This is a genomic window from Streptomyces sp. NPDC057616 (assembly GCF_042800575.1).
Classification (GTDB): domain Bacteria; phylum Actinomycetota; class Actinomycetes; order Streptomycetales; family Streptomycetaceae; genus Streptomyces.
Genome location: NZ_JBHVGU010000005.1, coordinates 237,315 through 260,078, shown reverse-complemented (window position 1 = coordinate 260,078; position 22,764 = coordinate 237,315). Strand labels below are relative to the sequence as shown.

Sequence of the window (22,764 nt, the reverse complement as noted above, 5' to 3'; positions counted from 1 at the left end):
CTGTCCGCCGCGGTGTAACAAGGGTGTGAGGACGCGGGAGGGGGGCCGCATCGTCGATGAGGCCGCGGTGATCGCACGCGTACGCGCCGGAGAGCCGGAGGCGTACGCGGACCTGGTGCGGGCCCATACGGGCATCGCGCTCAGGGCGGCCGCCGCGCTCGGGGCGGGGGCGGACGCGGAGGACGTGGTGCAGCAGGCCTTCGTGAAGGCGTACTGCGCGCTGGGCGGATTCCGGGACGGCGCGGCCTTCAAGCCGTGGCTGCTGTCGATCGTCGCCAATGAGACGAGGAACACAGTGCGCACGGCGGCGCGGCAGCGCACGCTCGCCGGCCGGGAGGCGGCCTTCGCGGAGGCCGAGCCGCTGATACCGGAATCGGCGGACCCGGCGCTGGCGACCCTGGAGACGGAGCGCCGCAACGCCCTCCTGGCGGCCCTGGAGCGCCTGAGCGAGGAGCATCGCCTGGTCGTCACCTACCGCTATCTCCTGGAGATGGACGAGGCCGAGACCGCCCAGGCCCTGGGCTGGCCGCGCGGGACGGTCAAGTCCCGCCTCAGCCGGGCCCTGCGCAAGCTGGGCCGGCTCCTGCCGGAAGCCGAGCCCCGGGAAGGGGGTGACGAGCGTGGGTGAGGGACGGAAGGCGTACGACGGCGAGGGCGGGCGTGGCCACGGGCGAGGGCGCGGCGCCGCCTCCGGTCTGCCGGAGGAACTGCGCGCGCTGGGCAGGTCGCTGGACGCGCCGGGGACGAGCGGCTCCGAGGGCGCAGGTGATCCTCTCGGCTCCGAGACGATGGTCGAGCGCGTGCTGGGGCAGATACTGGCCGATCAGCTGCCCGTCCCCACGGCCGAACCCCGGGGCGCCCGGGCGGGGCTGCGTGCGGTCCGGCGCTGGACGCGGCGGCGGTGGCGGTCGGTGACCGCGGCCCTGTGCGGCCTGCTGACGGTGCTCGCGCTGACGCCTCCGGTGCGGGCCGCCGTCCTGGACTGGTTCGACTTCGGCGGGGTCGAGGTGCGGTACGACCCGTCGGCGGTCCCCTCACCCGGCGCCGTGGTGCCCGGCTGCGGCCGGTCGGTGTCGCTCGGACAGGCCCAGCGGCGGGCCGGCTTCGAGCCGCTGGTGCCGGACGCGCTCGGCATGCCGGACACGGTGGCGGTCACCGGCGAACCGCACGGCCGGTTCCTGGTGAGCCTGTGCTGGCGGAAGGACGGGCGCACGGTCCGGCTGGACGAGTTCCCGGCCTGGCTGGACATCGGCTTCGCCAAGCGGCTGCGCGACCCTCCGCAGTGGCTCCCGCTGGGCACGCGGCCGTCGGCCGGGGCCGGGCAGGACTTCGCGCTGTGGTTCCCCGAGCCGCACCTGCTGAGCTTCTGGCTGGTGGACGCGGACGGGCACCGGTTCACGCGCGCGGAGCGGACCGCCGGGCCGACGCTGCTGTGGACCCATGGATCGGGGGACGGAGGCGAGGGCGTCACGCTGCGGCTGGAGGGCGTCACGTCCAAGGAGCGGGCGGTGCGGATCGCCACGTCGGTGCGGGCGCCGTCCGGGAAGTCGCCCGATTCCTCCGGCTAGTTCGCCGGCAGCGGGAACCCTGGCGGGTCGGGCGGTGTACCAGAAGTGACATGCGGTTCGGAGACGGGCCGCGCGGGACTCACGGGTTGGGGATCGGCATGTGGGGCTGCGGGCGCGGGGTCCGTCAACTGACGGCGATGGCAGGGGTGTTGACGACGATGCTCGCTCTGACGCTGTGGGGCGCGTCCTCCGCCTCGGCCGGTGGGCCCCCGCCGCCTCACCCGTTCGTTCCCGATCTGGCGATGATCGTGGCGGGCGGGACGGGGCGGACGACGGTGCTGCGCACCGGCCAGGAGTCCTTCGCCCATCTGCGACAGCTGCTGCGGCCCGACTACATGGGGACGGAGCGGGTGCCGGAGGCGTGGGCCGAGGGTCGCTATCCGCCGGTGGACTTCACCGTGTTCTGGGAGCTGACGGGGATCGGGGGCTGGCCGCAGACGGATCGCGCGCCGGGCGGTGACGTGGCGGTCGAGCGGCAGGACCAGCTGGTGGTGGCGGCGGACGGCACGCCCTGGATACGTACGGATCCGGCGCCGGACGTCCAGGACGACGACATCCGCTGGCACCGGGCGCCGCGCTCGATCTTCGTGGATCTGGAGCGGGAGAAGGTGCTCGCGGGACTCGGAGGGAGCGCATCCGTGGACGGTCTGGGCGACGACGGAGCCACCGCGCGAGGGGCCGCCGGGGACGGGAGCGGGCCGGGCGGGCTCTGGTGGGCGGTGCCGGGGCTGGCCGTGGGGCTCGTGGCCGGGGCGGGCGGCGTGCTGCTGATACGCCGCGCGGCGGCCCGGCCGGGAGCCGGACCGCCGCGGGAGGAGCCACGACAGGAACTCATCGATCTCTGACCGCCGCGGATCGCGCCGCGACCGTCATGGACCCCACGGAGTCCCGGATCCTTGAAAACTCCAGAGAGGACGCGGATCAGCCGAGGTCGATCTCCGGGTACAGCGGGAAGCCGGCCACGAGGTCGGTGGCGCGGTGCGAGATCTCGTCCGCGATCTTCGGGTCGAGGACGTGCTGGGCCTTCGACCGGGTGCCCTTGCTGGTGGTGCCCGCCTCCGTGCTGGTGAGGACACGGTCGATCAGACCCGCGACCTCGTCCATCTCGCCGGTGCCCAGGCCACGCGTGGTGAGGGCGGGGGTGCCGATGCGGATGCCCGAGGTGTACCAGGCGCCGTTGGGGTCGGCCGGGATGGCGTTGCGGTTGGTGACGATGCCGGAGTCGAGGAGCGCGGCCTCGGCCTGGCGGCCGGTGAGGCCGTAGGAGGTGGCGACGTCGATCAGGTTGAGGTGGTTGTCGGTGCCGCCGGTGACCAGGGTGGCGCCCCGGCGCATCAGGCCCTCCGCGAGGGCGCGGGAGTTGTCGACGATGCGCTGGGCGTAGTCCTGGAAGTCGGGGCGGCGGGCCTCGGCGAGGGCGACGGCCTTGGCGGCCATGACGTGCGGGAGCGGGCCGCCGAGGACCATCGGGCAGCCGCGGTCCACCTGGTCCTTGAGGGAGTCGTCGCACAGGACCATGCCGCCGCGCGGGCCGCGCAGCGACTTGTGGGTGGTGGTCGTGACGATCTGGGCGTGCGGGACCGGGTCGAAGTCGCCGGTCAGCACCTTGCCCGCGACCAGGCCCGCGAAGTGCGCCATGTCCACCATCAGGGTCGCCCCGACCTCGTCGGCGATCTCCCGCATGATCCGGAAGTTCACCAGACGCGGGTAGGCGGAGTAGCCGGCGACGATGATGAGCGGCTTGAACTCCCGGGCCGACGCGCGCAGCGCCTCGTAGTCGACCAGGCCCGTCGCGGGGTCGGTGCCGTAGGAGCGCTGGTCGAACATCTTGCCGGAGATGTTGGGTCGGAAGCCGTGGGTGAGGTGGCCGCCGGCGTCCAGGGACATGCCGAGCATGCGCTGGTTGCCGAACGCCTGGCGCAGCTCGGCCCAGTCGGCGTCGGAGAGGTCGTTGACCTGGCGGACGCCGGCCTTCTCCAGCGCGGGCATCTCGACGCGCTGGGCGAGGACGGACCAGAAGGCGACGAGGTTGGCGTCGATGCCGGAGTGCGGCTGGACGTAGGCGTGGCGGGCGCCGAAGAGCTCCTTGGCGTGCTCGGCGGCGAGGGACTCGACGGTGTCGACGTTGCGGCAGCCGGCGTAGAAGCGGCGGCCGATGGTGCCCTCGGCGTACTTGTCGCTGAACCAGTTGCCCATCGCGAGCAGGGTGGCCGGGGAGGCGTAGTTCTCGGACGCGATCAGCTTCAGCATCTCGCGCTGGTCGTGGACCTCCTGGCCGATGGCGTCGGCGACGCGCGGCTCGACGGACCTGATCACGTCGAGGGCGGCACGGAAGGCGGTGGACTCGGTGGAGAGGGGCTGCTGCTCTGACATCTCGACGGCCTCCGGGTGGCGTGGCTTGAAGCATGCACGGTTACGGTTCGGCCCAGGCGCACGGCACTCGCTCGCTTCACGGGCCGCTCCCCGATGGTCGGTCCCATCCCAGCGCGCCAGTCACGGCCCGCCGGCCAGCCTACCGGGCATGCCGGAAGGCCGAGGTCCGGCGTCCACCATGCGAGCGACGGCGGACGAGGGGGCGCCCCCGGCGCACGGCGGCCGGGAAGCCCCTAAAGGATCACGTGCGGCAGGAAGCGCGCGTACTCGTCCGTGATCAGGCCGGACGACTCGCGGATGCCGAGGCCCGCGGACTCGTCCTCCACGACCCAGGCGCCGAGGACGACGCGGTTGCCGTCGAAGTCGGGCAGCGGGGCCAACTCCTGGTAGCAGCAGGCCTCTTCACGCAGCGCCGGCGGCATCGCCCCGTCGCCGGGCGGCTCGGTGCCGGGTCCGGGTTCGTGGATCGTGACGCCGGCGCCTTCGCGGCCGAGCAGCGGCTTGGCGACGTAGCCGGTCGTGCTCGCCAGGTCGCGGGGGCCGTCGAGGTAGGCCGGGAGGAGGCTGGGATGGCCCGGGTGGAGCTCCCAGAGGATCGCCAGCAGGGCCTTGTTGCTGAGGAGCATCTTCCAGGCGGGTTCGATCCACATCGTCGACCCGGTGCCGCCGCCGTTGTCGAGCGTGTCGAGGACGTGGCCGGCGAAGCTGTCGGTGGTCAGCCACTCCCAGGGGTAGAGCTTGAAGCAGCTGCGGATGAAGCGGAGTTGGTTGTCGACGAAGCGGCCGGAGAGGGAGTCCCAGCCGATCTCCTCCATGGAGATCCAGTCGGTCTCCAGGCCGGCCTGCTCGGCGGTCTCCTTGAGGTAGGCGACCGTCATCAGGTCCTCGCCGAGCTCGTCGTCCGAGGAGTGCGCGAAGTACAGGGGGCTGCCCGGCGGCAGGAGGGCGGACTGCTTCTTCCAGGCGGCGACGAGACGTTCGTGGAGGGAGTTCCACTGGTCGGCGCCCGGGAAGCGTTCCTCCATCCAGAACCACTGCGGGGAGGCGGCCTCGACCAGGGAGGTGGGGGTGTCGGCGTTGTACTCCAGGAGCTTGGCCGGGCCGGTGCCGTCGTAGCGGAGGTCGAAACGGCCGTAGACGGAAGGGAGTTCGTCGCGCCGGCGCCAGGCGTCGGCGACCGCGTCGGCCACGCGGGGGTCGGTGATCCCCAGGTCGGCGAAGCGGCCGGTGGTGACGATGTGGTCCGCGGCCGCCAGGCACATGCGGTGCAGTTCCTCGACGGTCTCCTCCAGCGCCTCCACCTCGTCGAGGCCGAAGGAGTAGTAGGCGCTCTCGTCCCAGTACGGGCGCAGGGAGTCGTCGGGGTGGCGGGTGAGCGGGTAGATGAGGCCCTGCTCCTCGACCGTCCGCTGCCAGCCGGGACGAGGGGTGATGGTGTGGCGTCGCATGGTGTGGCTCGTGTCCTTGTTCAGCCGCCGGAGCTTCCCTTGCCGCCGCCGAAGCCCCCGCGGGAGACTCCGTGGCCGCCGGAGCCGCCCGAACCGCCGGACGCCTTGCGGGGCTTGGTGAAGGAGCCGTCGTCGACCCAGGAGCCCTTCTTGCTGCCGCCGTAGTACCAGACCCCGTGGGCCGAGGACTTGGTGGACGTGCAGTTCTTGTCGGAGACGACCTTGTAGCCCTTGGACAGGTTGTAGCTGTCCCGGTCCACGCAGCGCTTGTCGGGGTCCGAGGAGCAGGCGGTCAGGGCCGCGGCCAGGAGCCCCATGCCGCCCAGTACGACCGTGCCCGAGCGAAGTTGCCGGCGTGCGTCCGCCATGTTCCGTCTCCCCGTTGGTGTGGCTGTCGTGCGACCCGGGTCGCGTGATGTCAGGGGGTCAGCCTAGAGATCGGTGTGAGCGCGCGCCCAGGGCCCCCATCGGTGCCGGGCCTCCCCTACAGTCGCTTTGTGATCTTTGGGATGCTGTGCGCCCTCGGGGCGGCGGTCTGCTTCGGCACCGCGACGGTGCTGCAGGCGGTCGCCGCGCGGGCGGCGAGTGCGGAAGGCAGCACGGGCGGGGGCGCGGGCGGGGAGGCCGCGCTGCTGCTTCGGGCGCTGCGGCAGTGGCGGTATCTGGCCGGGCTGGCGCTGGACGGGCTGGGATTCCTGCTCCAGATCGCCGCGTTGCGGTCGATCCCGATCTACGCGGTCGCTGCGGCCCTGGCGTCCAGCCTCGCGGTCACCGGGGTGGTGGCGGCGCGGCTGCTGCGGGTGCGGCTGAGCGGGGTGGAGTGGGCGGCGGTCGGTGTGGTGTGCGCCGGGCTCGCGATGCTGGGGCTGGCGTCCGGTACCGAGGGGGACAGCGAGGGGCCGGCGGCGCTGAAGTGGGTGATGCTCGCGATCTCCGTACTGGTGCTGCTGCTCGGGTTGTTCGGCGGACGGTGGACCGGGCGGGGGCGGGCGCTGGTGCTCGGGTCGGGGGCGGGCTGCGGGTTCGGGGTGGTGGAGGTGTCGGTGCGGCTGATCGACTCGCTCGCGCCGTCGGACCTGCTCACCAACCCGGCGACGTATGCGCTCCTCCTCGGCGGGGGCGGCGCCTTCCTGCTGCTGACCTCGGCGCTCCAGCGCGGCTCGGTCACCACGGCGACGGCGGGAATGGTGATCGGCGAGACGATCGGACCGGCGCTGGTCGGTGTGGTGTGGCTCGGGGACCGCACCCGGGAGGGGCTCGCTTGGCTGGCGATCCTGGGCTTCGTGATCGCGGTCGCGGGGGCGCTGGCGCTGGCGCGATTCGGCGAGGCCCCGGAGGTGGACGAGCAGGCCTGAGCGGCCGCCCGCCCTTGGCCCGCCCCCTCGTTACGCCCCCGCTGTCCGCCCTACTTCGGTCCCACCGGCCCCTCCGCGTCCCCCGCCGTCTCGCCCGCCCCCGCCTCCGTCTCCGCTCCCGCCCCCGCTCCCGCCCCCGCCTCCGCCTCCGCCTCCGGCAGCACCGCGCACAGCGCCTCCAGTGCGCCCGACCAGGCGTGGTCCGGCGGGGTTCCGTAGCCGACGACCAGGGCGTCCAGAGGGTCGAGCGGTGCGTGGGGGTGCCGGTAGCGGTGCAGGCCGTGGACGGAGAGGTCCTGCCAGGAGGCCGCGCGCAGCGTGGCCTGCTCGGTGCCGGGCGGCAGGCGGAGGACCACGTGCAGGCCGGCCGAGATGCCGGTGGCGTGGACCTGCGGGGCGCGGCGGGCGACCTCGGCGACGAGCGCGTCGCGGCGGCGCCGGTAGCGCAGGCGGGCGGCGCGTACATGGCGGTCGTAGGCGCCCGAGGTGAGGAATTGGGCGAGGGTCAGCTGGTCGAGGACGCCGCACATGTCCTTGCCGCCCTTCGCCCGCGCCGCCTCCCCCACGAGGCCGGGCGGGAGCACCAGCCAGGCCAGCCGGAGGCCGGGGGCGAGGGACTTGCTGGCGGTGCCGGCGTAGACGACGTGGTCGGGGTCCAGGCCCTGGAGGGCGCCGACGGGCTGGCGGTCGTAGCGGAACTCGCCGTCGTAGTCGTCCTCGACGACCAGTCCGCCGGTGCGGCGCGCCCAGTCGACGACGGCCGCGCGGCGGTCGCGGTGCAGGGTGCCGCCCATGGGGAACTGGTGGGCGGGGGTGAGCAGGACGGCGGCCTGGTCCGTCAACTGCCGCGGGTCCGTGCCCAGTTCGTCGAAGGGCAGCGGCACGGTCCGCAGTCCGGTGCCCTCCAGCAGCCGCCAGTGCACGTCGAGGCCGTACGACTCGACGGCCACCGTGCTCGCGCCGCGGGCCCGGAGCACGGCGCCGAGGATCTGCAGGCCGTGCGCGATGCCCGCGCAGATCAGGATGCGCCCGGGGTCGGCGTGTACGCCCCGGGCGCGGGCGAGGTACTCGGCGAGGGCGGTGCGCAGTTCGATGCGGCCGCGCGGATCGCCGTAGTCGAAGACCTCGTTCGGGGCGGCGACCAGGGCGCGGCGGGCCGCCTTGAGCCACTCGGCGCGGGGGAAGGAGGAGAGGTCGGGCACGCCGGGGAGCAGGTCGTAGGCCGGGCGGCTGCGGGGGCGGGGATGTGACGCGGTGCCGGCGGGCAGGGCGGCGGCACCCGAGCGCCCCGAGGACGTGGGCACCCGCGCCGCCACGCGTGTGCCCGAGCCCTGCCGGGCCGTGAGCCAGCCCTCGGCGACCAGGTCGGCGTAGGCGTCGGCGACGGTGTTGCGGGCGATGCCCAGGTCGGTGGCGAGGACGCGGGAGGAGGGCAGCCGGGTGCCGGGGGCCAGCCGGCCGGTGCGGACGGCGTCGCGCAGGGCGTCGGTCAGGCCGCGGCGCACCCGCGGCCCGGTCGGCTCCACATGCAGGTCGACACCCAAAGTGGCCCATGATTCCGCCATGGAACTGGACCATACCCGTGGGCTGCCCCGCTCCTAGGGTCGACGGCATGACGACACAGGAGACCGTCGAATACGCCCCCGAACACGAGCCGCGGCTGCGCTGGGCGCAGCACGCGCCCGAGGTCTACAAGGCGATGCTCCGCCTTGACGCGGCCGCCCGGAAGGGGGTCGACCCCCGGCTGCTGGAACTGGTGAAGATCCGGGCCTCGCAGCTCAACCACTGCGCGTTCTGCCTGGACATGCACACCAAGGACGCGCTGGCGGCCGGCGAGAGCGTGGAGCGCGTCATCCAGCTCGGCGCCTGGGAGGAGTCGGCGCACTTCTACACGGAGAAGGAGCTCGCGGCGCTCGCGCTGACGGACGCGGTGACGGTGCTGACTGGGGGCACCTCCCAGGCTTGCGGCTCTGGGGGAGGGTTCGTGCCGGACGAGGTCTACGAGCGGGCGGCCAAGCACTTCGACGAGCCCGCGCTGGCGCAGCTGATCGCCGCCATCACCGTGATCAACGCCTGGAACCGGTTCGGGGTGACCTGCCGGATGGCGCCCGGCCACTACGAGCCGGGGCAGCACGCATGAGCCGGACGACGCTTCTCGACCGCGAGGTCGCGCAGGCCCTCTCCGCGGTGAGCGCCGCCGCGAAGCGGGGGCTCGGCGACCCCGCGCTCGCCGAGCTGGTGGTGATCCGGGCCTCGCAGCTCAACCACTGCGCGTTCTGCCTGGACATGCATCTGGCCATCGCCCGCAAGCACGGGGTCGCGGAGCGGCAGCTGGATCTGCTCGCCGCCTGGGAGGAGGCCGGGGACGTCTACGACGAACGGGAGCGGGCCGCGCTCGCGCTGACCGAGGCGGTGACCGTGCTGACCGAGACGTTCGTGCCGGACGAGGTCTACGAGCGCGCCGCCAAGCACTTCGACGAGTCCCGGCTCGCCCATCTCGTCGCCCTGATCGTGGCCATCAACAACTGGAACCGCGTGATGGTCAGCCGCCGTATCCCACCGGGGGGTTACACGCCATGAGCAAGGTCGAGATCTTCCGCGCACTGCACCGGGGCCGGCTCCCGGGCGACCCCCTCGTGCTGCCCGGGCCGTGGGACGCGGTCAGCGCCCGGGTGTGTGCCGAGGCCGGCTTCCCCGCGCTCGCGACGCCGAGTGCGGGGGTCGCCGCGTCGCTCGGGCACGAGGACGGCTCGACCCCGGCCGAGGCGATGTTCGCCGCGGTGGCGCGGATCGTGCGGGCCGTGGACGTGCCGGTGTCGGCGGACGTCGAGGGCGGCTACGGGCTGGCTCCCAAGGAGCTCGTGGAGCGGCTGCTGGAGACCGGCGCCGTGGGCTGCAATCTCGAGGACTCGCACCAGGGCGTCCTCAAGGACCCGCGGGAGCACGCCGACTGGCTCGCCGAGGTGCGGGCGGCGGCCGGTGACCAGCTGTTCGTCAACGCCCGCGTCGACACCTTCATCCGCGGTGAGTCAGACCCCGACCGGGCCATCGAGCGGGCCGCGCTGTACGTCGCCGCCGGTGCCGACTGCGTCTATCCGATCGGCGCCCCGGCGGGCGTACTGCCGCTGCTGCGGTCCGGCATCCGGGGGCCGGTCAACGTGCACGGCACCCTGGACGGCAAGGGCCCCTCGCCCACCGAACTCGGTGAACTCGGGGCCACTCGCGTCACGTTCGGGCCGGGGCTGCAGCGCTGGGCGGCGCTGGCGCTGCGCGGGATGGCCGACGAACTGCACCGGCGCCGGTGATCAGGACAGCCACGCCTTCCAGGTGGACGCGTGGCTGTCCACCCACTTCTTCGCCGCCTGCTCCGGCGACATCTTCTGGTCGGCGATCATCAGGGAGACCTCGTTCTGGTCCTCGGTCGTCCACCGGAACTTCTTCAGGAAGGCCGCCGCCTTGCCGCCGTTCTTCGCGAAGCCGCTGTTGAGGTACTTCTGCAGCGGGGTGTGCGGATAGGCGCAGGCGACCTTCGCCGCGTCCGCGTCGCAGCCCTCCTTGTACGCCGGCAGCTTCACCTCGGTCATGGGGACCTTCTTGAACAGCCACTGCGGCGCGTACCAGTACGTCAGGAAGGGCTTCTTCTCCTTGGCGAACTGCTTCATCTGGGTGATCTGCGCGGCCTCCGAACCGGCGAACACCACCTGGTAGTTGAGCTTCAGGTTGTGCACCAGGGCCTTGTCGTTGGTGACGTAGGACGGGGAGCCGTCCATCAGCTGGCCCTTGCCGCCGCTCTCCGGGGTGCGGAACAGCGAGGCGTACTTGTCGAGGTTCTTCCAGTCGGTGATGTCGGGGTGCTGCTTGACCAGGTAGGTCGGCACGTACCAGCCGATGTGGCCGGTCACGCCGAGGCCGCCGCCGCGGGTGATCGTCTTCTTGTCGGTGACGTACCGCTTCTCCTGGTCGGGGTGGCCCCAGTCCTCCAGGATCGCGTCGACCCGGCCCTGGCTGAGCGCGTCCCAGGCGGGCACCTCGTCGACCCGGACGGTGTCGACGCGGTAGCCGAGCTTGTGCTCCAGCAGGTACTGGGCGACGGCGACGTTCGACTGGGCGCCGACCCACGACTGCACGGACAGGGTCACGGTCTTGGCGCCCTGCGCGTTGGCGAACGGCGACGCCTGCTTGGTCATGTCGGCGGCGCCGCAGCCGGTGACGAGCGAGAGCGCGGCGGCCGAGGAGGCGATCAGGGCCGTCCTGCGGTTGATCGGGGCGATCCTCCGCTTGGTCCGGGCCGTCCTGCGGTTGAGATGAAGTGCCATGTCAGACACCGCCCTTCGTGCGGCGCTGCGTCGGTTGCGTCACACGGTCCAGCATCAGCCCCAGGCAGACGATCGCGGCACCGGCCACCAGACCTGTCGCCAGGTCGCCCTGGGCGAGGCCGAAGACGACGTCGTAGCCGAGCGCGCCTCCGCCGACCAGGCCGCCGATGATGACGACGGCGAGGACCAGGACCACGCCCTGGTTGACGGCGAGCAGCAACGCGGGCCGGGCGAGTGGCAGTTGGACCTGGCGCAGCTGCTGGGTGCTGCTCGCGCCGAGCGAGCGCGCCGACTCCAGTGCCGCCGGGTCGACCTGGCGCAGGCCCTGCGTGGTGATGCGGACGACGGCGGGCAGCGCGTAGACGACGGCCGCGGCGACCGCCGGGGCGCGGCCGACGCCGAAGAGCGCCACGACCGGGATCAGGTACACGAACTGCGGCATCGTCTGGAAGACGTCCAGGACGGGACGCAGGGCCCGTTCGAAGCGGTCGCTGCGGGCCGCCGCGATGCCGGTCGCGAAGCCCAGGACGAGCGTGACGGCGACGGCGGCGAGCACCTGGGAGAGCGTGTCGAGCGACGGCTTCCACACGCCCAGCACGCCGATGGCGGCCATCGCGAGGACCGCGGTGAGCGCGGTGCGCCAGGTGCCGATCAGCCAGGCGAGCGCGGCCACCAGCAGCAGGACCGACCACCAGGGCAGCCACTGCAGGCCGCTGCGGACCGGGTCCAGCACCCAGGTGGTGAAGCGGCCCGCCCAGTCGGCGGTGCCGCCCACGACGGGGACGCCCGAGTACAGGTGCGCGGTCATCCAGTCGACGGCCCGGTTGACCGGGTCGGCGATGTTCACGGTCCAGGCGTCGGGCCAGTCCAGCCGGCCGGCCAGCCGTCCGGCGAGCGCGACAGCGACGGCGGCGACGGCCGCGTAGAGCCAGCCGCGGCGGCCGAGCCGGCTTCCGGACTCGTCGCCGGCGTGCTCGCCGGCCGCGCCGGTGATGCGGTCCAGGACGACGGCGAGCAGCACGATCGGGATGCCGGCTTCGAGGGCCGCGCCCACGTCGACCGAGGCAAGCGCCTGGTAGACGCGGTCACCGAGGCCACCCGCGCCGATGACGGAGGCGATGACGGCCATGGACAGGGCCATCATGATCGTCTGGTTCAGGCCCAGCATGAGTTCCTTGCGGGCCAGCGGGATGCGGGCGGTCAGCAGGCGCTGGGGTGCGGTGGAGCCGAGCGACTCGACCGCCTCCAGCACCTCCTTGTCGGCGCCGCGCAGGCCGAGTGCGGTGAGGCGGGCCATGGGCGGGGCGGCGTAGACGACCGTGGCGAGGACCGCCGCGGGGACGCCGATGCCGAAGACCAGCACCACGGGCAGCAGATACGCGAAGGCCGGGAGCACCTGCATGGTGTCCAGGACGGGGCGCAGTGCCCGGTCGAAGCGGCCGGAGAGGCCGGCGGCGAGGCCGAGCACGAGTCCGACCAGCACCGACACCAGGACGGCGACCACCATGAGGGCGAGCGTCTGCATGGTCGGCACCCACATGCCGAGCAGACCGCAGGCCAGGAACGCGGCGGTCGTGCCGACGGCCAGCCTGACGCCGGCGACCCGCCAGGCGACGACGGCGCCGATCGCCGTGACACCGGCCCAGCCCGCCGCGAGGAGCAGCAGGTAGACGGCGCGTACGGAGAGCACGACGGCGTTGCTGATGTAGCCGAAGAAGTACAGGAACAGCGGGTGGCTGTCGCGGTTGTCGATGATCCAGTTGCTGGCGTCGGCGAGCGGCTTGGAGACGTCGACGGTGAGGGCGTGCGGCCAGCTGCCGCTCGCCCAGCGCGCGTCGGCGAGCGGCACGAGGACCGCGGCGGCGAGCCCGAGCAGCAGCAGCTTGCGCACGGCGTGGTGCCTGAGGACCCCGGGCAGCGCGAGGCGCGGGGAGGACGCGGTGACCGTGGCCATCAGACCGCCTCCTTCTGCGGCTCCGTCCCCGCCTCCTGCTGCGGCTCCGTGCCTGCCTCCTGCTGCGGCTCCGTGCCCGCCACCACGCCGAGGAGGCGCTCGTGGTCGACGACGCCGAGACAGCGGCCGTCCTCCACGACACAGGCGGCCTTGCCGCTGCGGGCGACGACCTTGATGGCGTCGGCGACGACCTCGCCCGGGGCGAGCGCACCGGGATGCTCCGTCCCGTCGCAGGCGCCGGGCCGCATCGCCGTACGGACCGTCATGACCTGCTCGCGCGGCACGTCGCGGACGAACTCGCGCACGTAGTCGTCGGCGGGGTGGCCGACGATCTCCTCCGGGGTGCCGAGCTGCACCACGCGGCCGTCGCGCATCAGGGCGATGCGGTCGCCCAGCTTCAGCGCCTCGGAGAGGTCGTGGGTGATGAAGACCATGGTGCGGCCCTCCTCGCGGTGCAGGCGGATCACCTCCTCCTGCATGTCCCGCCGGATCAACGGGTCGAGCGCGCTGAACGGCTCGTCGAACAGCAGGACCTCCGGGTCCACCGCGAGCGCCCGGGCCAGGCCCACGCGCTGGCGCTGGCCGCCGGAGAGCTGGGCCGGGCGGCGCTGCTCCATGCCCTCCAGGCCCACCTTGGCGACGACCTGCTGGGCGCGCTCGCGCCGCTCGGACCGGCTCACGCCCTGGATCTCCAGGCCGTACGCCACGTTGTCGAGGACCGTGCGGTGCGGCAGCAGGCCGAAGTGCTGGAAGACCATCGCGGCGCGGTGGCGGCGCAGTTCGCGCAGCCGGGAGCGGTCCATGGCGCGGACGTCCTCGCCGTCGATGGCGATCGAGCCCGCGGTCGGCTCGATGAGCCGGGTCAGACAGCGCACGAGGGTGGACTTGCCCGAGCCGGACAGGCCCATCACCACGAAGACCTCGCCCTTGCGGACGTCGAAGGAGACGTCACGGACGGCGGCCGTGCAGCCGGTGCGGGAGCGCAGTTCGGCGGGCTCCAGCGCGGTCAGCTCGGGGTCGCCGGGGACACGGTCGGCCTTCGGGCCGAACACCTTCCACAGGCCCTCGACGGAGAAGACAGGGGTACCGGTACTCATCACGCACCACTTCCGATCAGCTCGACGGCCTTCTCCCCGACCATCAGCACTCCGATCATCGGGTTCACGGCGGTCATGGTGGGGAACACGGAGGCGTCGGCGACCCGGATGCCGTCCAGGCCGCGGATCCTCAGCTCGGGGTCCACGACGGCCAGCGGGTCGTCCACGGCGCCCATGCGGCAGGTGCCCGCCGGGTGGTACACGGTGTGCGCGACCTTGCGGGCGTACTCGCTCAGCTCCTCGTCGCCGGTGAGGTGCGGCCCGGGGGCCACCTCGCGCCTCAGCCAGCCGGCCAGCGGCTCGGTCCGCGCGATCTCACGGGCGATGCGGATGCCGTCGACGAGGGTGCGGGCGTCGTAGTCGTCCTCGTCGGTGAAGTAGCGGAAGTCGAGGGCGGGCTTGACCGACGGGTCGGCGCTCGTCAGGTACAGGCGGCCGCGGCTCTTCGGCTTCGGGATGTTGGGGGTCATCGAGACGCCGTAGGGCGGGCGTTCGTAGCCCAGGCGCTCCGGGTTGTCCGTGAAGGGGACCTGGTAGAAGTGGAACATCAGGTCCGGGCCCGCGTGCTCGGGGTCGCGGCGCACGAAGAGGCCGGCGTCGCTGTCCATCGCGGAGTTCTCCGGGATCGGCCCGTCCGTCTCCCAGACGATCACCGACTCGGGGTGGTCGAGCAGGTTCTCGCCGACGCCCGGCAGGTCGTGCGCGACGGGGATGCCGAGCGCCTCCAGGTCGGCCTTCGGGCCGATGCCGGAGTGCAGCAGCAGCCGGGGCGAGTCGACGGCGCCGGCGCACAGCACCACCTCGTGGCGCGCCTTGACGAGGATCTCCTCGCCGTCCTTGGTGCGCACGTGCACGCCCTCGGCGCGGGTGCCGTTCAGCTCCAGCCGGTACGCCCAGGTCTCCAGCAGGATCGTCAGGTTCTCGCGCTCGTCCATCACCGGGTGCAGATACGCCACCGACGCGGAGGAGCGCTTGTTGTTCTCGGGGTGGTAGGCGAGGTCGAAGAAGCCGGCGCCGTCGGTGAACGGGGCGCGGTTGAAGCCCTCGATGCGGGGAACCCCCGTCGCGTGCTGAGCCGCGTCGACGAAGTCCCGGGCGATCGGGTTCCGGTCCTTCTCGTCGACCGGGACGATGTTGTTCAGCAGCCGGGCGTAGTACGCCTCCATCGGCACCGCGCCCCAGCCCTTGGCGCCGGCGGCCTCCCACTCGTCCCAGTCGGAGGGCAGCGGCTTGAAGGCGATGAGCGTGTTGTGCGAGGAGCAGCCGCCGAGGACGCGGGCGCGGCTGTGCCGGATGTGGGAGTTGCCGCGCGGCTGCTCGGTGGTCGGGTAGTCGTAGTCCAGCTCGCCGCCGAGCAGGCCCATCCAGCGGCGCAGCGTCAGGACGTCCTCGCGGCCGACGTCGCTGGGGCCGCCCTCGACGACGGCGACGGTGACGTCCGGGTTCTCGGTGAGGCGGGAGGCGATAACGGAGCCCGCCGTGCCGCCGCCGATGACGACGTAGTCGTATATCCGGGTGTTCTCGGGCATGGGGTGGTGCTCCAAGGGGGGTGGGGAGGTCCGGTGGGGGAGAGCGGCCGGAGGGGGAATCGGCCGGGGGAGAGCGGCTCAGCCCGCGAACCAGCGCACCGGCCTCGGCGCGAGGTTCTGGTAGACGTGCTTCGTCTCGCGGTACTCGGCGAGACCGGCGGGGCCGAGCTCCCGGCCCGTGCCGCTCTTGCCGAAGCCTCCCCACTCCGCCTGCGGCAGGTAGGGGTGGAAGTCGTTGATCCAGACGGTGCCGTGGCGCAGCCGTCCCGCGACGCGGCGGGCGCGGCCGGCATCCGTGGTCCACACGGCGCCCGCGAGGCCGTACTCGGTGTCGTTGGCGAGGGCGACCGCCTCGTCCTCGGTGCGAAAGGTCTCCACGGTGAGGACGGGTCCGAAGACCTCCTCGCGTACGACGCGCATCTCGCGGTGGCACTGGTCGAGGACGGTGGGCTCGTAGAAGAAGCCGCCTTCGGGCCGCTGCGGCGCGGGCTCGGGCCGCCGGCCGCCGGTGCGCAGCACCGCGCCCTCCTCCAGCGCGGAGGCGACGTAGCCCTCGACCTTGGCGCGCTGCTGCTCCGAGACGAGGGGGCCGCACTCGACACCGTCCTCGCTGCCGCGGCCGAGCCGGATACGGCCGGCCCTGCGGGCGAGCTCGGCGACGAAGCGCTCGCGCACGGACTCCTCGACGATCAGGCGGGCACCGGCCGAGCAGACCTGGCCGCTGTGGATGAAGGCGGCGTTCAGGGCCTGGTCGACGGCGGTGTCGAAGTCCTCGTCCGTCGCGCAGGCGTCGGCGAAGACGACGTTCGGGTTCTTGCCGCCGAGTTCGAGGGCGACCTTCTTCACCGTGGGGGCCGCGGCCTGGGCGACCTTGGTGCCGCTGACCAGGCCGCCGGTGAAGGAGACCAGGTCGACGTCGGGGTGCTCGGAGAGCCGGGCGCCGACCGAGTGGCCGGGGCCGGTGACGATGCCCGCGACACCGGCGGGCAGCCCCGCCTCGGAGAGCAGGTCGATCAGCGCGATCGTGGTCAGCGGGGTGATCTCGCTCGGCTTGATCACGAAGGTGTTGCCCGCGGCGAGCGCCGGGGCGATCTTCCAGCTGGCCTGCAGCAGCGGGTAGTTCCAGGGGGTGATCAGCGCGCAGACGCCGACGGGCTCGTGCACGACGACGCTGTGGATGTCGGGCGAGCCCGCGTCCACGACCCGTCCGGGGGCCTCGCCCGCGACCAGGTCGGCGAAGTAGCGGAAGGCGTCGGCGACGCAGTCGATGTCGACCCGGCCCTCCTCGACGGTCTTGCCGGCGTCGCGGCTCTCCAGCCGTCCGAGCCGTTCGCGGTCGCGCACCAGGAGGTCGGCGACGCGGCGCAGCAGGGCGGCCCGCTCGGCCACCGGGGTGCGGGGCCAGTCGCCCTCGTCGAAGGCCCGGCGCGCCTCCGCGACCGCCAGGTCCACGTCCTTCTCGTCACCCTCCGCGACCAGAGCGAAGGGCTGTCCGTCCGCCGGGTCGAGAATCTCGCGCGTGGCGCCGGAGACGGCTTCGTGCCACTCCCCCGCCACGTGGATGGTCGCCTGTGCGTCCAGCCCTTGGTTTTCCGCTCGGTCCGCCATGATCCGTGTTGCCTTCCGTTCCTGTTCCACATCCCTGGGTGACACAGGTGTCACCCACAAGGACCGTGAGCGCCTGCCCCCCGCCCTCGGATACATGCGCGTCCGGGGTGCAAAGTGCGCCGCGTCACGCAAAACCGTCGACGTCCGCGAATCCTTTGACTAAAGTCAAAGAAATATGGAGCCAGTGTCCACGGAACAGGTGGCGGCCCTCCGCCGCTTCAACCGCTACTTCACGCGCCGCATCGGGGCGCTCGACGACCACTACCTCGGCCAGGACCGCCCCCTCGGCGAGGCCCGGCTGCTGTTCGAGATCGGGGACGGGCTCCCGCTGCGCGAGCTCAGGGCCCGGCTCGGACTGGACGCCGGCTATCTGAGCCGGATGACCAAGGCGCTCCAGGCGCAGGGCATGGTCCGGGTGAGCGTGCACCCGCAGGACAGCCGGGTGCGGATGATCGAGCTCACCCCGGCCGGGCGGATCGAGGTGGACGAGCAGAACCGGCGGGCCGACGCCCTCGCGGCGGGCCTGCTCGACACCCTCGACGCGGGCAGGCGCGCCCAGCTGATCGAGGCGATGACCACGTCACAGCGCCTGCTCAGGCTGGCCGCCATCACGGTCGAGCTCGTCGACGGCGCCGCCCCGGACGCCCGCGCCTGCCTGGACGCCTACGCCGCGGACATCGACGCGCGCTTCCCGGAGGGCTTCGACCGGTCCGACCTCGTCTCGCCCGAGGAGGTGTCCGGCGAGGCGGGCGCCTTCTTCGTGGCGTACGAGGAGGGGTGCCCGGTGGGCTGCGGGGCGCTGCGCCGGCTGGAGCCGGGCGTCGGCGAGATCCGGCACGTGTGGGTGCACGCGGGGGCCCGCCGCCTCGGCCTGGCCCGCCGTCTGCTGACGGCACTGGAGGGCGCGGCGGCTGAGCGCGGGCTGGGCGTCGTACGCCTCGACACGCACGCGACCCTCACCGAGGCACAGGCCATGTACCGGACGTCCGGGTACACGGAGATCCCGTCGTACACGGACCACGTCTACGCGGCCCACTGGTTCGAGAAACGGCTGGACAACTCCCTGAGGGACGCGGGGAACGGCGCGACCAACCACGACGAACAACGCTAGGCACCCCGCACCGCGCGCGGGCCACTGACTCCGAAAACGGCTGGGCAACCCCCACAGGGGCGCGGGGAACGGCGCGATCAACCACGACGAACCCGCACCCGACGAACAACGCTAGGCCCTGGACCACGCGGCCAGCAGCTCCCGCACGGTCCGCCGCAACCACGCGTGCGCGGGGTCGGCGTCGTGCCGCGGATGCCAGGCCAACCCCACCTGGAGTGGCGGAAGTTCGAGCGGAATGTCGTAGGCGACCAGGCCCAGCGCGGTGACCAGCGGCAGCGACCAGGAGGTGATCAGCCCGGTCAGATCGGTCTCGCGCAGGACGAACAGGGAGGCCGGGAAGGTACCCACCGTGCCCACCACCCGCCGCTTCAGGCCGAGTTCGGCGAGCGCGGTGTCGACCGGGCCGTGCAGCCGTCCCCGCCGTGACACGATCAGGTGATCGACCTCCGAGGCGAACCTCCCGGCCGTCAACTCCCCTTCCAGCAGCGGGTGTCCGGCACGTACGGCACCCAGCATCCGGTCCTCGCGCAGCGTCTCCACATGCACCTCGGGCGCGACGGTGTCGACGACGCCGACCTCCAGGTCGGCGGTGCCCTCGCGCAGATACGGCTCGTCCGCGTGGCTCTCGGCGAGGAAGCGGACCCGGACGCCGGGCGCCTCGGCCGCGGCGCGGGCGAACAGGGCGGGCGCGAGGGTGGCTGCGACGGCGTCGCTCCCGATGATCGTGAGCGTGCGGCGCACGGTCGCGAGGTCGGCGTCCCGCCCCGGCGCGAACAGCGCCCGGGCCCGCTCCACCACCGCGCTCACCTCGGCGCGCACGGCGAGCGCGTGCGGGGTGGGCACCATCTGCCGCCCGGCGCGGACCAGGACGGGATCGCCGAGCGCCTTGCGGATCCGGCCGAGGGTGCGGCTCATCGCGGGTTCGGACAGATGCATACGACGGGCGGCGCCGCCCACGCTCTGCTCCTCCAGGAGCACGTCGAGGGCGACGAGCAGATTGAGGTCGACGCCTCCCGGACCAGGAGGGTTCTCGGATTGCGTCACACGCATCGATCCCTTGCAAAGGTTGCACTGGAGTGCAGGGCGGACCCGAGCCTACGGTGACAGGGCATCCCACACCAGCCCGAACTCCTCTGGAGGAGCCGTGCCCCCGCATGCCCTGAAACGGTCCACCCTGCTGGCGATGTGCGCCTGCGTCCTGGTCGCCCAGTCCATGGTCGCCGCCATCAACCTCCTGATCCCGCAGCTGAGTTCGTCCTCCCTGCACCCCTCGCAACCCCAGGTCCTGTGGACGGTCGACGCATACGTGATCGTCTTCGCCTCCCTGCTCATCCCGGCGGGGGCGCTCGGCGACCGGTACGGTCGCAAGGGTGCGCTGTTGACCGGTCTCGGCCTGTTCGCGGCGGGCGCCGCCACCAGCGCGCTCGCGCCGGACCCGGCGGTCCTCATCGCCGGCCGGGGCCTCTCCGGCGCGGGCGCTGCGCTGATCACACCGGCCACCCTGTCGATCCTGCTGCGCCTGGCCGGTCCCGAGCGCCGGGCCCAGGCCATGGCGTCCTGGACGCTGGCGATCGGCCTGGGCGGGATGTCCGGCAACCTGGGCGGCGGGCTGGTCGGCCAGTTCCTCACCTGGCGGGCCCTGTTCGGCGCGATGGTCCCGCTCGCCGCGCTCCTCGCCCTCACGGTCGCTCTCACCACACCGCGCACCGAGCGCGCCCCCGCCAACCACCCCGACCCGGTCGGCACCCTGCTGCTCACCGCCGCCCTGGTGGCCCTGCTGTTCGGCATCATCGAGGGCCCCGCCTACGGCTGGAGCTCACCGCGCATCGTGGGCGTCTTCACCGCGGGCGCGCTGCTGGCGGGCGCGTTCACCCGGCACGCCCTGCGCTCCCGCACCCCGCTCTTCGACCCGCGCGTGTTCGCCTCCCCGCAACTGCGCGCCGCTTCCCTCGGCATGACCACCGGCTTCTTCGGCCTCTTCGCCCTCTTCTACGTCAACTCGCAGTATCTGCAGGGCGTGAAGGGCTACGGCCCCGCCGTCACCGGCGTCGCGATCGTCCCGCTGATCGTCGGCATGGCGCTGGTGCCGAGGCTGGCGGCGCGCTGGGCCTCGCACCCGCGGCCGGTCATCGGCACCGGGCTCGCCCTGATCGGCCTGGGTCTGCTCGGCGCGTCCACCGCGGACGCCGGCACGCCCTACCCGGTGTACGCCTGCTGGCTGCTGGTCATCTCGGCCGGCACGGGCCTGTCGATGCCGGCCCTCACGCTCGGCGTCGTCACCGCGCTGCCCGCCCACCAGGCGGGCCTCGGCTCCGGACTCGGCACCTCGGCCCGGGAGGTGGGCGCGGCCCTCGGCGTCGCCGTCACCGGCACGGTCCTGTCCGCGCATCCCGACCTCTCGCACGGCATGGGCCCGGCCCTGCGCACGGTGGCCCTGCTGGTGCTGGCGGCGACGGCGGCGGTCGTGGCGGGCTACGGCAGTCGCGGGAAGACGCGCACTATCGCGTCGGGCAAGGAACGCGTACTATCGCGTTCAACCCAGATGTGACCGCCCAACTCCCCTCCCCCGCCCGCGAGTTCCCGAGGAGCCCCGCGATGCCCGCCCTGCTCTCCCCGGTCCTGGACCTGCTGACGCTCCAGGGCACCGTCACCGAGGCCGAAGCCGTCACGCCCCGCATCCGGCGGCTGCGCATCGAGAGCCCGGCGCTGGCCGACGTGGCCGTCCGGCCCGGCCAGCAGGTGCGGGTCATGGTGGGCGGCGGGCTGACCCTGCGCACGTACTCGATCTGGCGCCACGACCCCGCCGGCGCCGTCGAGTTGTGCGTCCTGGACCATCCCGGCGACGGGCCCGGGGCGCGCTGGGCACGCGGCGCCGCGGTGGGCGACCGGGTCCGGCTGCGCAAGCCGGAGGGCACGTTCGTGCTGCGGCCCGACGCCGCCCACCATGTCTTCGTCGGCGACGAGACGGCGTCGGTGGCCTTCGGCGCGATGCTCGCCGCACTGCCCGAGGGGGCGCGGATCTCGGGCTGCGTGGAGACGGAGACGGCGGCGGACCGGCTGCCGCTGGCACACGCCGGCCGGCTCGAGTGGCTGACCAGGGGCGGGAGTTCACTCCCGGACGCCGTACGCCGGCTCGCGCCCGCACCGGGCGGGATCGCCTATGTCGCCGGGGAGGCGCGGACCGTGCAGCAGATCCGGCAGGTGCTGGTGCGGGAGGCGGGCTGGGAGCGGCGGGCCGTGGTCACCAAGCCTTTCTGGGCGCCCGGCAGGCGGGGACTGGAATAGCGCTACGAGCACCGCGCACCGGTCGGGCAGAAGGACCCCACCGCCGCCGCAAGCGGCTCCCGCACCGACACCGGGTCCATGTCCGCGGGACCGCTGGAGCGGATCGCGTACAGAGTGCCGTCGGCGGCCCGGAAGCGGTGGTCGATGACCTGGCGGGCGCCCTTGTCCCGGTCGTCGTAGCGGTAGGTCAGCTCGGCCCAGGTGTCGCCGCGGTCGCGGCCCAGGGGCTGGTAGCCGCGCTGCTTGGCGAAGCCGAAGCCGGGGTCGGTCTCGGCCAGCGTCAGGGACTGGTAGGGCGTGTCCTCGGTGACCTCGAAGATCTGCAGCTGGCGGCCGTCGGTGGCGTTGTCGTAGTAGACGACGGGGGCGAGCTTGCCCTGGGTCTGGCGGCGGGTCCAGCTCTCCGGGACGTCGACCGAGTAGCCGACGGGGTCCTGCGCGCGGCGGTAGCCGACCGAGGGCGCGGACGACGGCGACGAGAACGTCGAGGCCGACGGGGTGCCGGTGGCCGACGGGGTGTCCGACGGCGGCGCGCTCTGCGACGGCGTGGTGGTGACCGTGACGCTGACACTCGACCCGGGACCGGCCCCGTTGCCGGTCGAGTGGTCGCGGGTGAGGTACCAGGCGCCCGCTCCGGCGCCGGCGCCGAGGACGGCCACCGCGACGAAGGCCAGCAGCACGTTGTGGGCGCCGCGGCGCCGGGCGGGGGCGACCGACGGCGTCAGCACGGTCGTCGCGGGCGCCGGGCCGGGGCCCGGGACCGGAGGGGGCGGCGGCGGGGGCGGCCAGGCCGACGGCGCCGGACCGCCCGTGTGGGTCGCGGCGGACGCCCACGGCGGCGGTGTCTGCCCGGCCTGCGTCTCGGCCGAGGCCCAGGGCGGCACGCTCCCCGGCTGCCCGGCGGCCCAGGCCGCCTGGCCTCTCTCCTCGCTGGGTTCGCGCTCCGGCCCGGAACCGGAGTGCCGGCCGTCGTCGTAGCCGTCCCATTCGCCCATGACACGCCCCCCGAATCACCCCATTGGGTATCGCTTTCAGACGGTAGCGGTGAAAACGGCCACGGACCCCGTTCCGGCGACATCCGGAACGGGGCCCGTGCAGGCTCGTGACAGAACCGTAAAGG

At 73.2% G+C, this 22,764-nt stretch carries 21 protein-coding genes and 1 riboswitch; of the genes, 10 read left to right on the top strand and 11 right to left on the bottom strand.

Annotated features, from left to right (window positions below; translation table 11 throughout):
- The first annotated feature begins 25 nt into the window (after nucleotides 1–25).
- From ACFU97_RS08285 to ACFU97_RS08275, 3 genes are all read left to right on the top strand, one after another.
- Nucleotides 26–628 (top strand): RNA polymerase sigma factor, encoded by a 603-nt coding sequence (locus ACFU97_RS08285; RefSeq protein ID WP_384252520.1) that lies wholly within the window; start codon nucleotides 26–28, stop codon nucleotides 626–628.
- Nucleotides 621–1,568 carry a hypothetical protein gene (locus ACFU97_RS08280; protein WP_384252517.1) on the top strand — a complete coding sequence of 316 codons (948 nt, stop codon included), beginning with the start codon at nucleotides 621–623 and terminating at the stop codon, nucleotides 1,566–1,568. Before ACFU97_RS08285 ends, ACFU97_RS08280 begins: the two co-directional genes overlap by 8 nt.
- A gap of 137 nt (nucleotides 1,569–1,705) precedes the next feature.
- Nucleotides 1,706–2,413: a hypothetical protein gene (locus tag ACFU97_RS08275; RefSeq protein WP_384252514.1), complete on the top strand. Its 708-nt coding sequence runs from the start codon at nucleotides 1,706–1,708 to the stop codon at nucleotides 2,411–2,413.
- Nucleotides 2,414–2,489: 76 nt separating this feature from the next.
- On the opposite strand, the gene ACFU97_RS08270 is transcribed toward ACFU97_RS08275, so the two are convergent.
- The 3 genes from ACFU97_RS08270 to ACFU97_RS08260 all read right to left on the bottom strand — a co-directional run bounded on the left by ACFU97_RS08270 (nucleotide 2,490) and on the right by ACFU97_RS08260 (nucleotide 5,757).
- On the bottom strand, nucleotides 2,490–3,941 hold the full coding sequence (locus ACFU97_RS08270; protein WP_384252511.1) for a glycine hydroxymethyltransferase: 1,452 nt from the start codon (nucleotides 3,939–3,941) through the stop codon (nucleotides 2,490–2,492).
- Between the two features lie 43 nt (nucleotides 3,942–3,984).
- Nucleotides 3,985–4,075: riboswitch (ZMP/ZTP riboswitch) on the bottom strand.
- A 99-nt stretch (nucleotides 4,076–4,174) separates the two neighbouring features.
- The gene (locus tag ACFU97_RS08265) at nucleotides 4,175–5,389 is read right to left on the bottom strand and encodes a glutathionylspermidine synthase family protein (RefSeq protein WP_384252509.1); all 1,215 of its coding nucleotides are present in this window, start codon (nucleotides 5,387–5,389) and stop codon (nucleotides 4,175–4,177) included.
- A 20-nt stretch (nucleotides 5,390–5,409) separates the two neighbouring features.
- Nucleotides 5,410–5,757, bottom strand: a complete 348-nt coding sequence (locus ACFU97_RS08260) for a hypothetical protein (protein ID WP_384252506.1) — start codon at nucleotides 5,755–5,757, stop codon at nucleotides 5,410–5,412.
- Nucleotides 5,758–5,898: 141 nt separating this feature from the next.
- Here ACFU97_RS08260 and ACFU97_RS08255 point away from each other — a divergent pair, with 141 nt between their 5' ends.
- Nucleotides 5,899–6,744 carry a hypothetical protein gene (locus ACFU97_RS08255; RefSeq protein ID WP_384252722.1) on the top strand — a complete coding sequence of 282 codons (846 nt, stop codon included), beginning with the start codon at nucleotides 5,899–5,901 and terminating at the stop codon, nucleotides 6,742–6,744.
- A 50-nt stretch (nucleotides 6,745–6,794) separates the two neighbouring features.
- Here the strand turns inward: ACFU97_RS08255 and ACFU97_RS08250 are convergent, their stop codons facing one another.
- Nucleotides 6,795–8,309: a PLP-dependent aminotransferase family protein gene (locus tag ACFU97_RS08250; protein WP_384252504.1), complete on the bottom strand. Its 1,515-nt coding sequence runs from the start codon at nucleotides 8,307–8,309 to the stop codon at nucleotides 6,795–6,797.
- Nucleotides 8,310–8,356: 47 nt separating this feature from the next.
- Between ACFU97_RS08250 and ACFU97_RS08245 the strand changes: the two genes are divergently transcribed.
- Genes ACFU97_RS08245 through ACFU97_RS08235 form a run of 3 tightly spaced genes read left to right on the top strand, consistent with a single transcriptional unit; the run spans nucleotide 8,357 to nucleotide 10,049 of the window.
- Nucleotides 8,357–8,884 (top strand): carboxymuconolactone decarboxylase family protein, encoded by a 528-nt coding sequence (locus ACFU97_RS08245; protein ID WP_384252501.1) that lies wholly within the window; start codon nucleotides 8,357–8,359, stop codon nucleotides 8,882–8,884.
- A complete protein-coding gene (locus ACFU97_RS08240) occupies nucleotides 8,881–9,324 on the top strand; it encodes a carboxymuconolactone decarboxylase family protein (protein ID WP_384252498.1) in 444 nt (147 codons plus the stop codon). Before ACFU97_RS08245 ends, ACFU97_RS08240 begins: the two co-directional genes overlap by 4 nt.
- Entirely contained in the window at nucleotides 9,321–10,049 is a 729-nt protein-coding gene (locus ACFU97_RS08235; RefSeq protein WP_384252496.1) for an isocitrate lyase/phosphoenolpyruvate mutase family protein, read from the top strand. Before ACFU97_RS08240 ends, ACFU97_RS08235 begins: the two co-directional genes overlap by 4 nt.
- Here the strand turns inward: ACFU97_RS08235 and ACFU97_RS08230 are convergent, their stop codons facing one another.
- The 5 genes from ACFU97_RS08230 to ACFU97_RS08210 form a co-directional block, all read right to left on the bottom strand.
- Complete coding sequence (locus tag ACFU97_RS08230; RefSeq protein WP_384252719.1) at nucleotides 10,050–10,931, bottom strand: ABC transporter substrate-binding protein; 882 nt, start codon at nucleotides 10,929–10,931, stop codon at nucleotides 10,050–10,052.
- Nucleotides 10,932–11,061: 130 nt separating this feature from the next.
- The gene (locus ACFU97_RS08225) at nucleotides 11,062–13,014 is read right to left on the bottom strand and encodes an ABC transporter permease (RefSeq protein ID WP_384252494.1); all 1,953 of its coding nucleotides are present in this window, start codon (nucleotides 13,012–13,014) and stop codon (nucleotides 11,062–11,064) included.
- A complete protein-coding gene (locus ACFU97_RS08220; RefSeq protein WP_384252491.1) occupies nucleotides 13,014–14,111 on the bottom strand; it encodes a glycine betaine/L-proline ABC transporter ATP-binding protein in 1,098 nt (365 codons plus the stop codon). The genes ACFU97_RS08225 and ACFU97_RS08220 overlap by 1 nt, the downstream gene beginning before the upstream one ends.
- On the bottom strand, nucleotides 14,111–15,640 hold the full coding sequence (locus tag ACFU97_RS08215) for a GMC family oxidoreductase (RefSeq protein ID WP_384252489.1): 1,530 nt from the start codon (nucleotides 15,638–15,640) through the stop codon (nucleotides 14,111–14,113). Before ACFU97_RS08215 ends, ACFU97_RS08220 begins: the two co-directional genes overlap by 1 nt.
- 78 nt (nucleotides 15,641–15,718) lie before the next feature.
- Nucleotides 15,719–17,248, bottom strand: coding sequence for an aldehyde dehydrogenase family protein (locus ACFU97_RS08210; RefSeq protein WP_384252487.1), 1,530 nt, complete (start codon nucleotides 17,246–17,248; stop codon nucleotides 15,719–15,721).
- 175 nt (nucleotides 17,249–17,423) lie between these two features.
- On the opposite strand from ACFU97_RS08210, the gene ACFU97_RS08205 reads away from it, so the two are divergent.
- Nucleotides 17,424–18,359, top strand: a complete 936-nt coding sequence (locus ACFU97_RS08205) for a GNAT family N-acetyltransferase (RefSeq protein WP_384252484.1) — start codon at nucleotides 17,424–17,426, stop codon at nucleotides 18,357–18,359.
- A gap of 111 nt (nucleotides 18,360–18,470) precedes the next feature.
- Here the strand turns inward: ACFU97_RS08205 and ACFU97_RS08200 are convergent, their stop codons facing one another.
- Complete coding sequence (locus tag ACFU97_RS08200) at nucleotides 18,471–19,409, bottom strand: LysR family transcriptional regulator (protein ID WP_384252482.1); 939 nt, start codon at nucleotides 19,407–19,409, stop codon at nucleotides 18,471–18,473.
- A 94-nt stretch (nucleotides 19,410–19,503) separates the two neighbouring features.
- On the opposite strand from ACFU97_RS08200, the gene ACFU97_RS08195 reads away from it, so the two are divergent.
- A complete protein-coding gene (locus tag ACFU97_RS08195; protein WP_384252480.1) occupies nucleotides 19,504–20,907 on the top strand; it encodes an MFS transporter in 1,404 nt (467 codons plus the stop codon).
- A 47-nt stretch (nucleotides 20,908–20,954) separates the two neighbouring features.
- Complete coding sequence (locus ACFU97_RS08190) at nucleotides 20,955–21,644, top strand: siderophore-interacting protein (RefSeq protein WP_384252477.1); 690 nt, start codon at nucleotides 20,955–20,957, stop codon at nucleotides 21,642–21,644.
- Nucleotides 21,645–21,646: 2 nt separating this feature from the next.
- On the opposite strand, the gene ACFU97_RS08185 is transcribed toward ACFU97_RS08190, so the two are convergent.
- A complete protein-coding gene (locus ACFU97_RS08185; protein ID WP_384252474.1) occupies nucleotides 21,647–22,639 on the bottom strand; it encodes a hypothetical protein in 993 nt (330 codons plus the stop codon).
- Nucleotides 22,640–22,764: the final 125 nt, after the last annotated feature.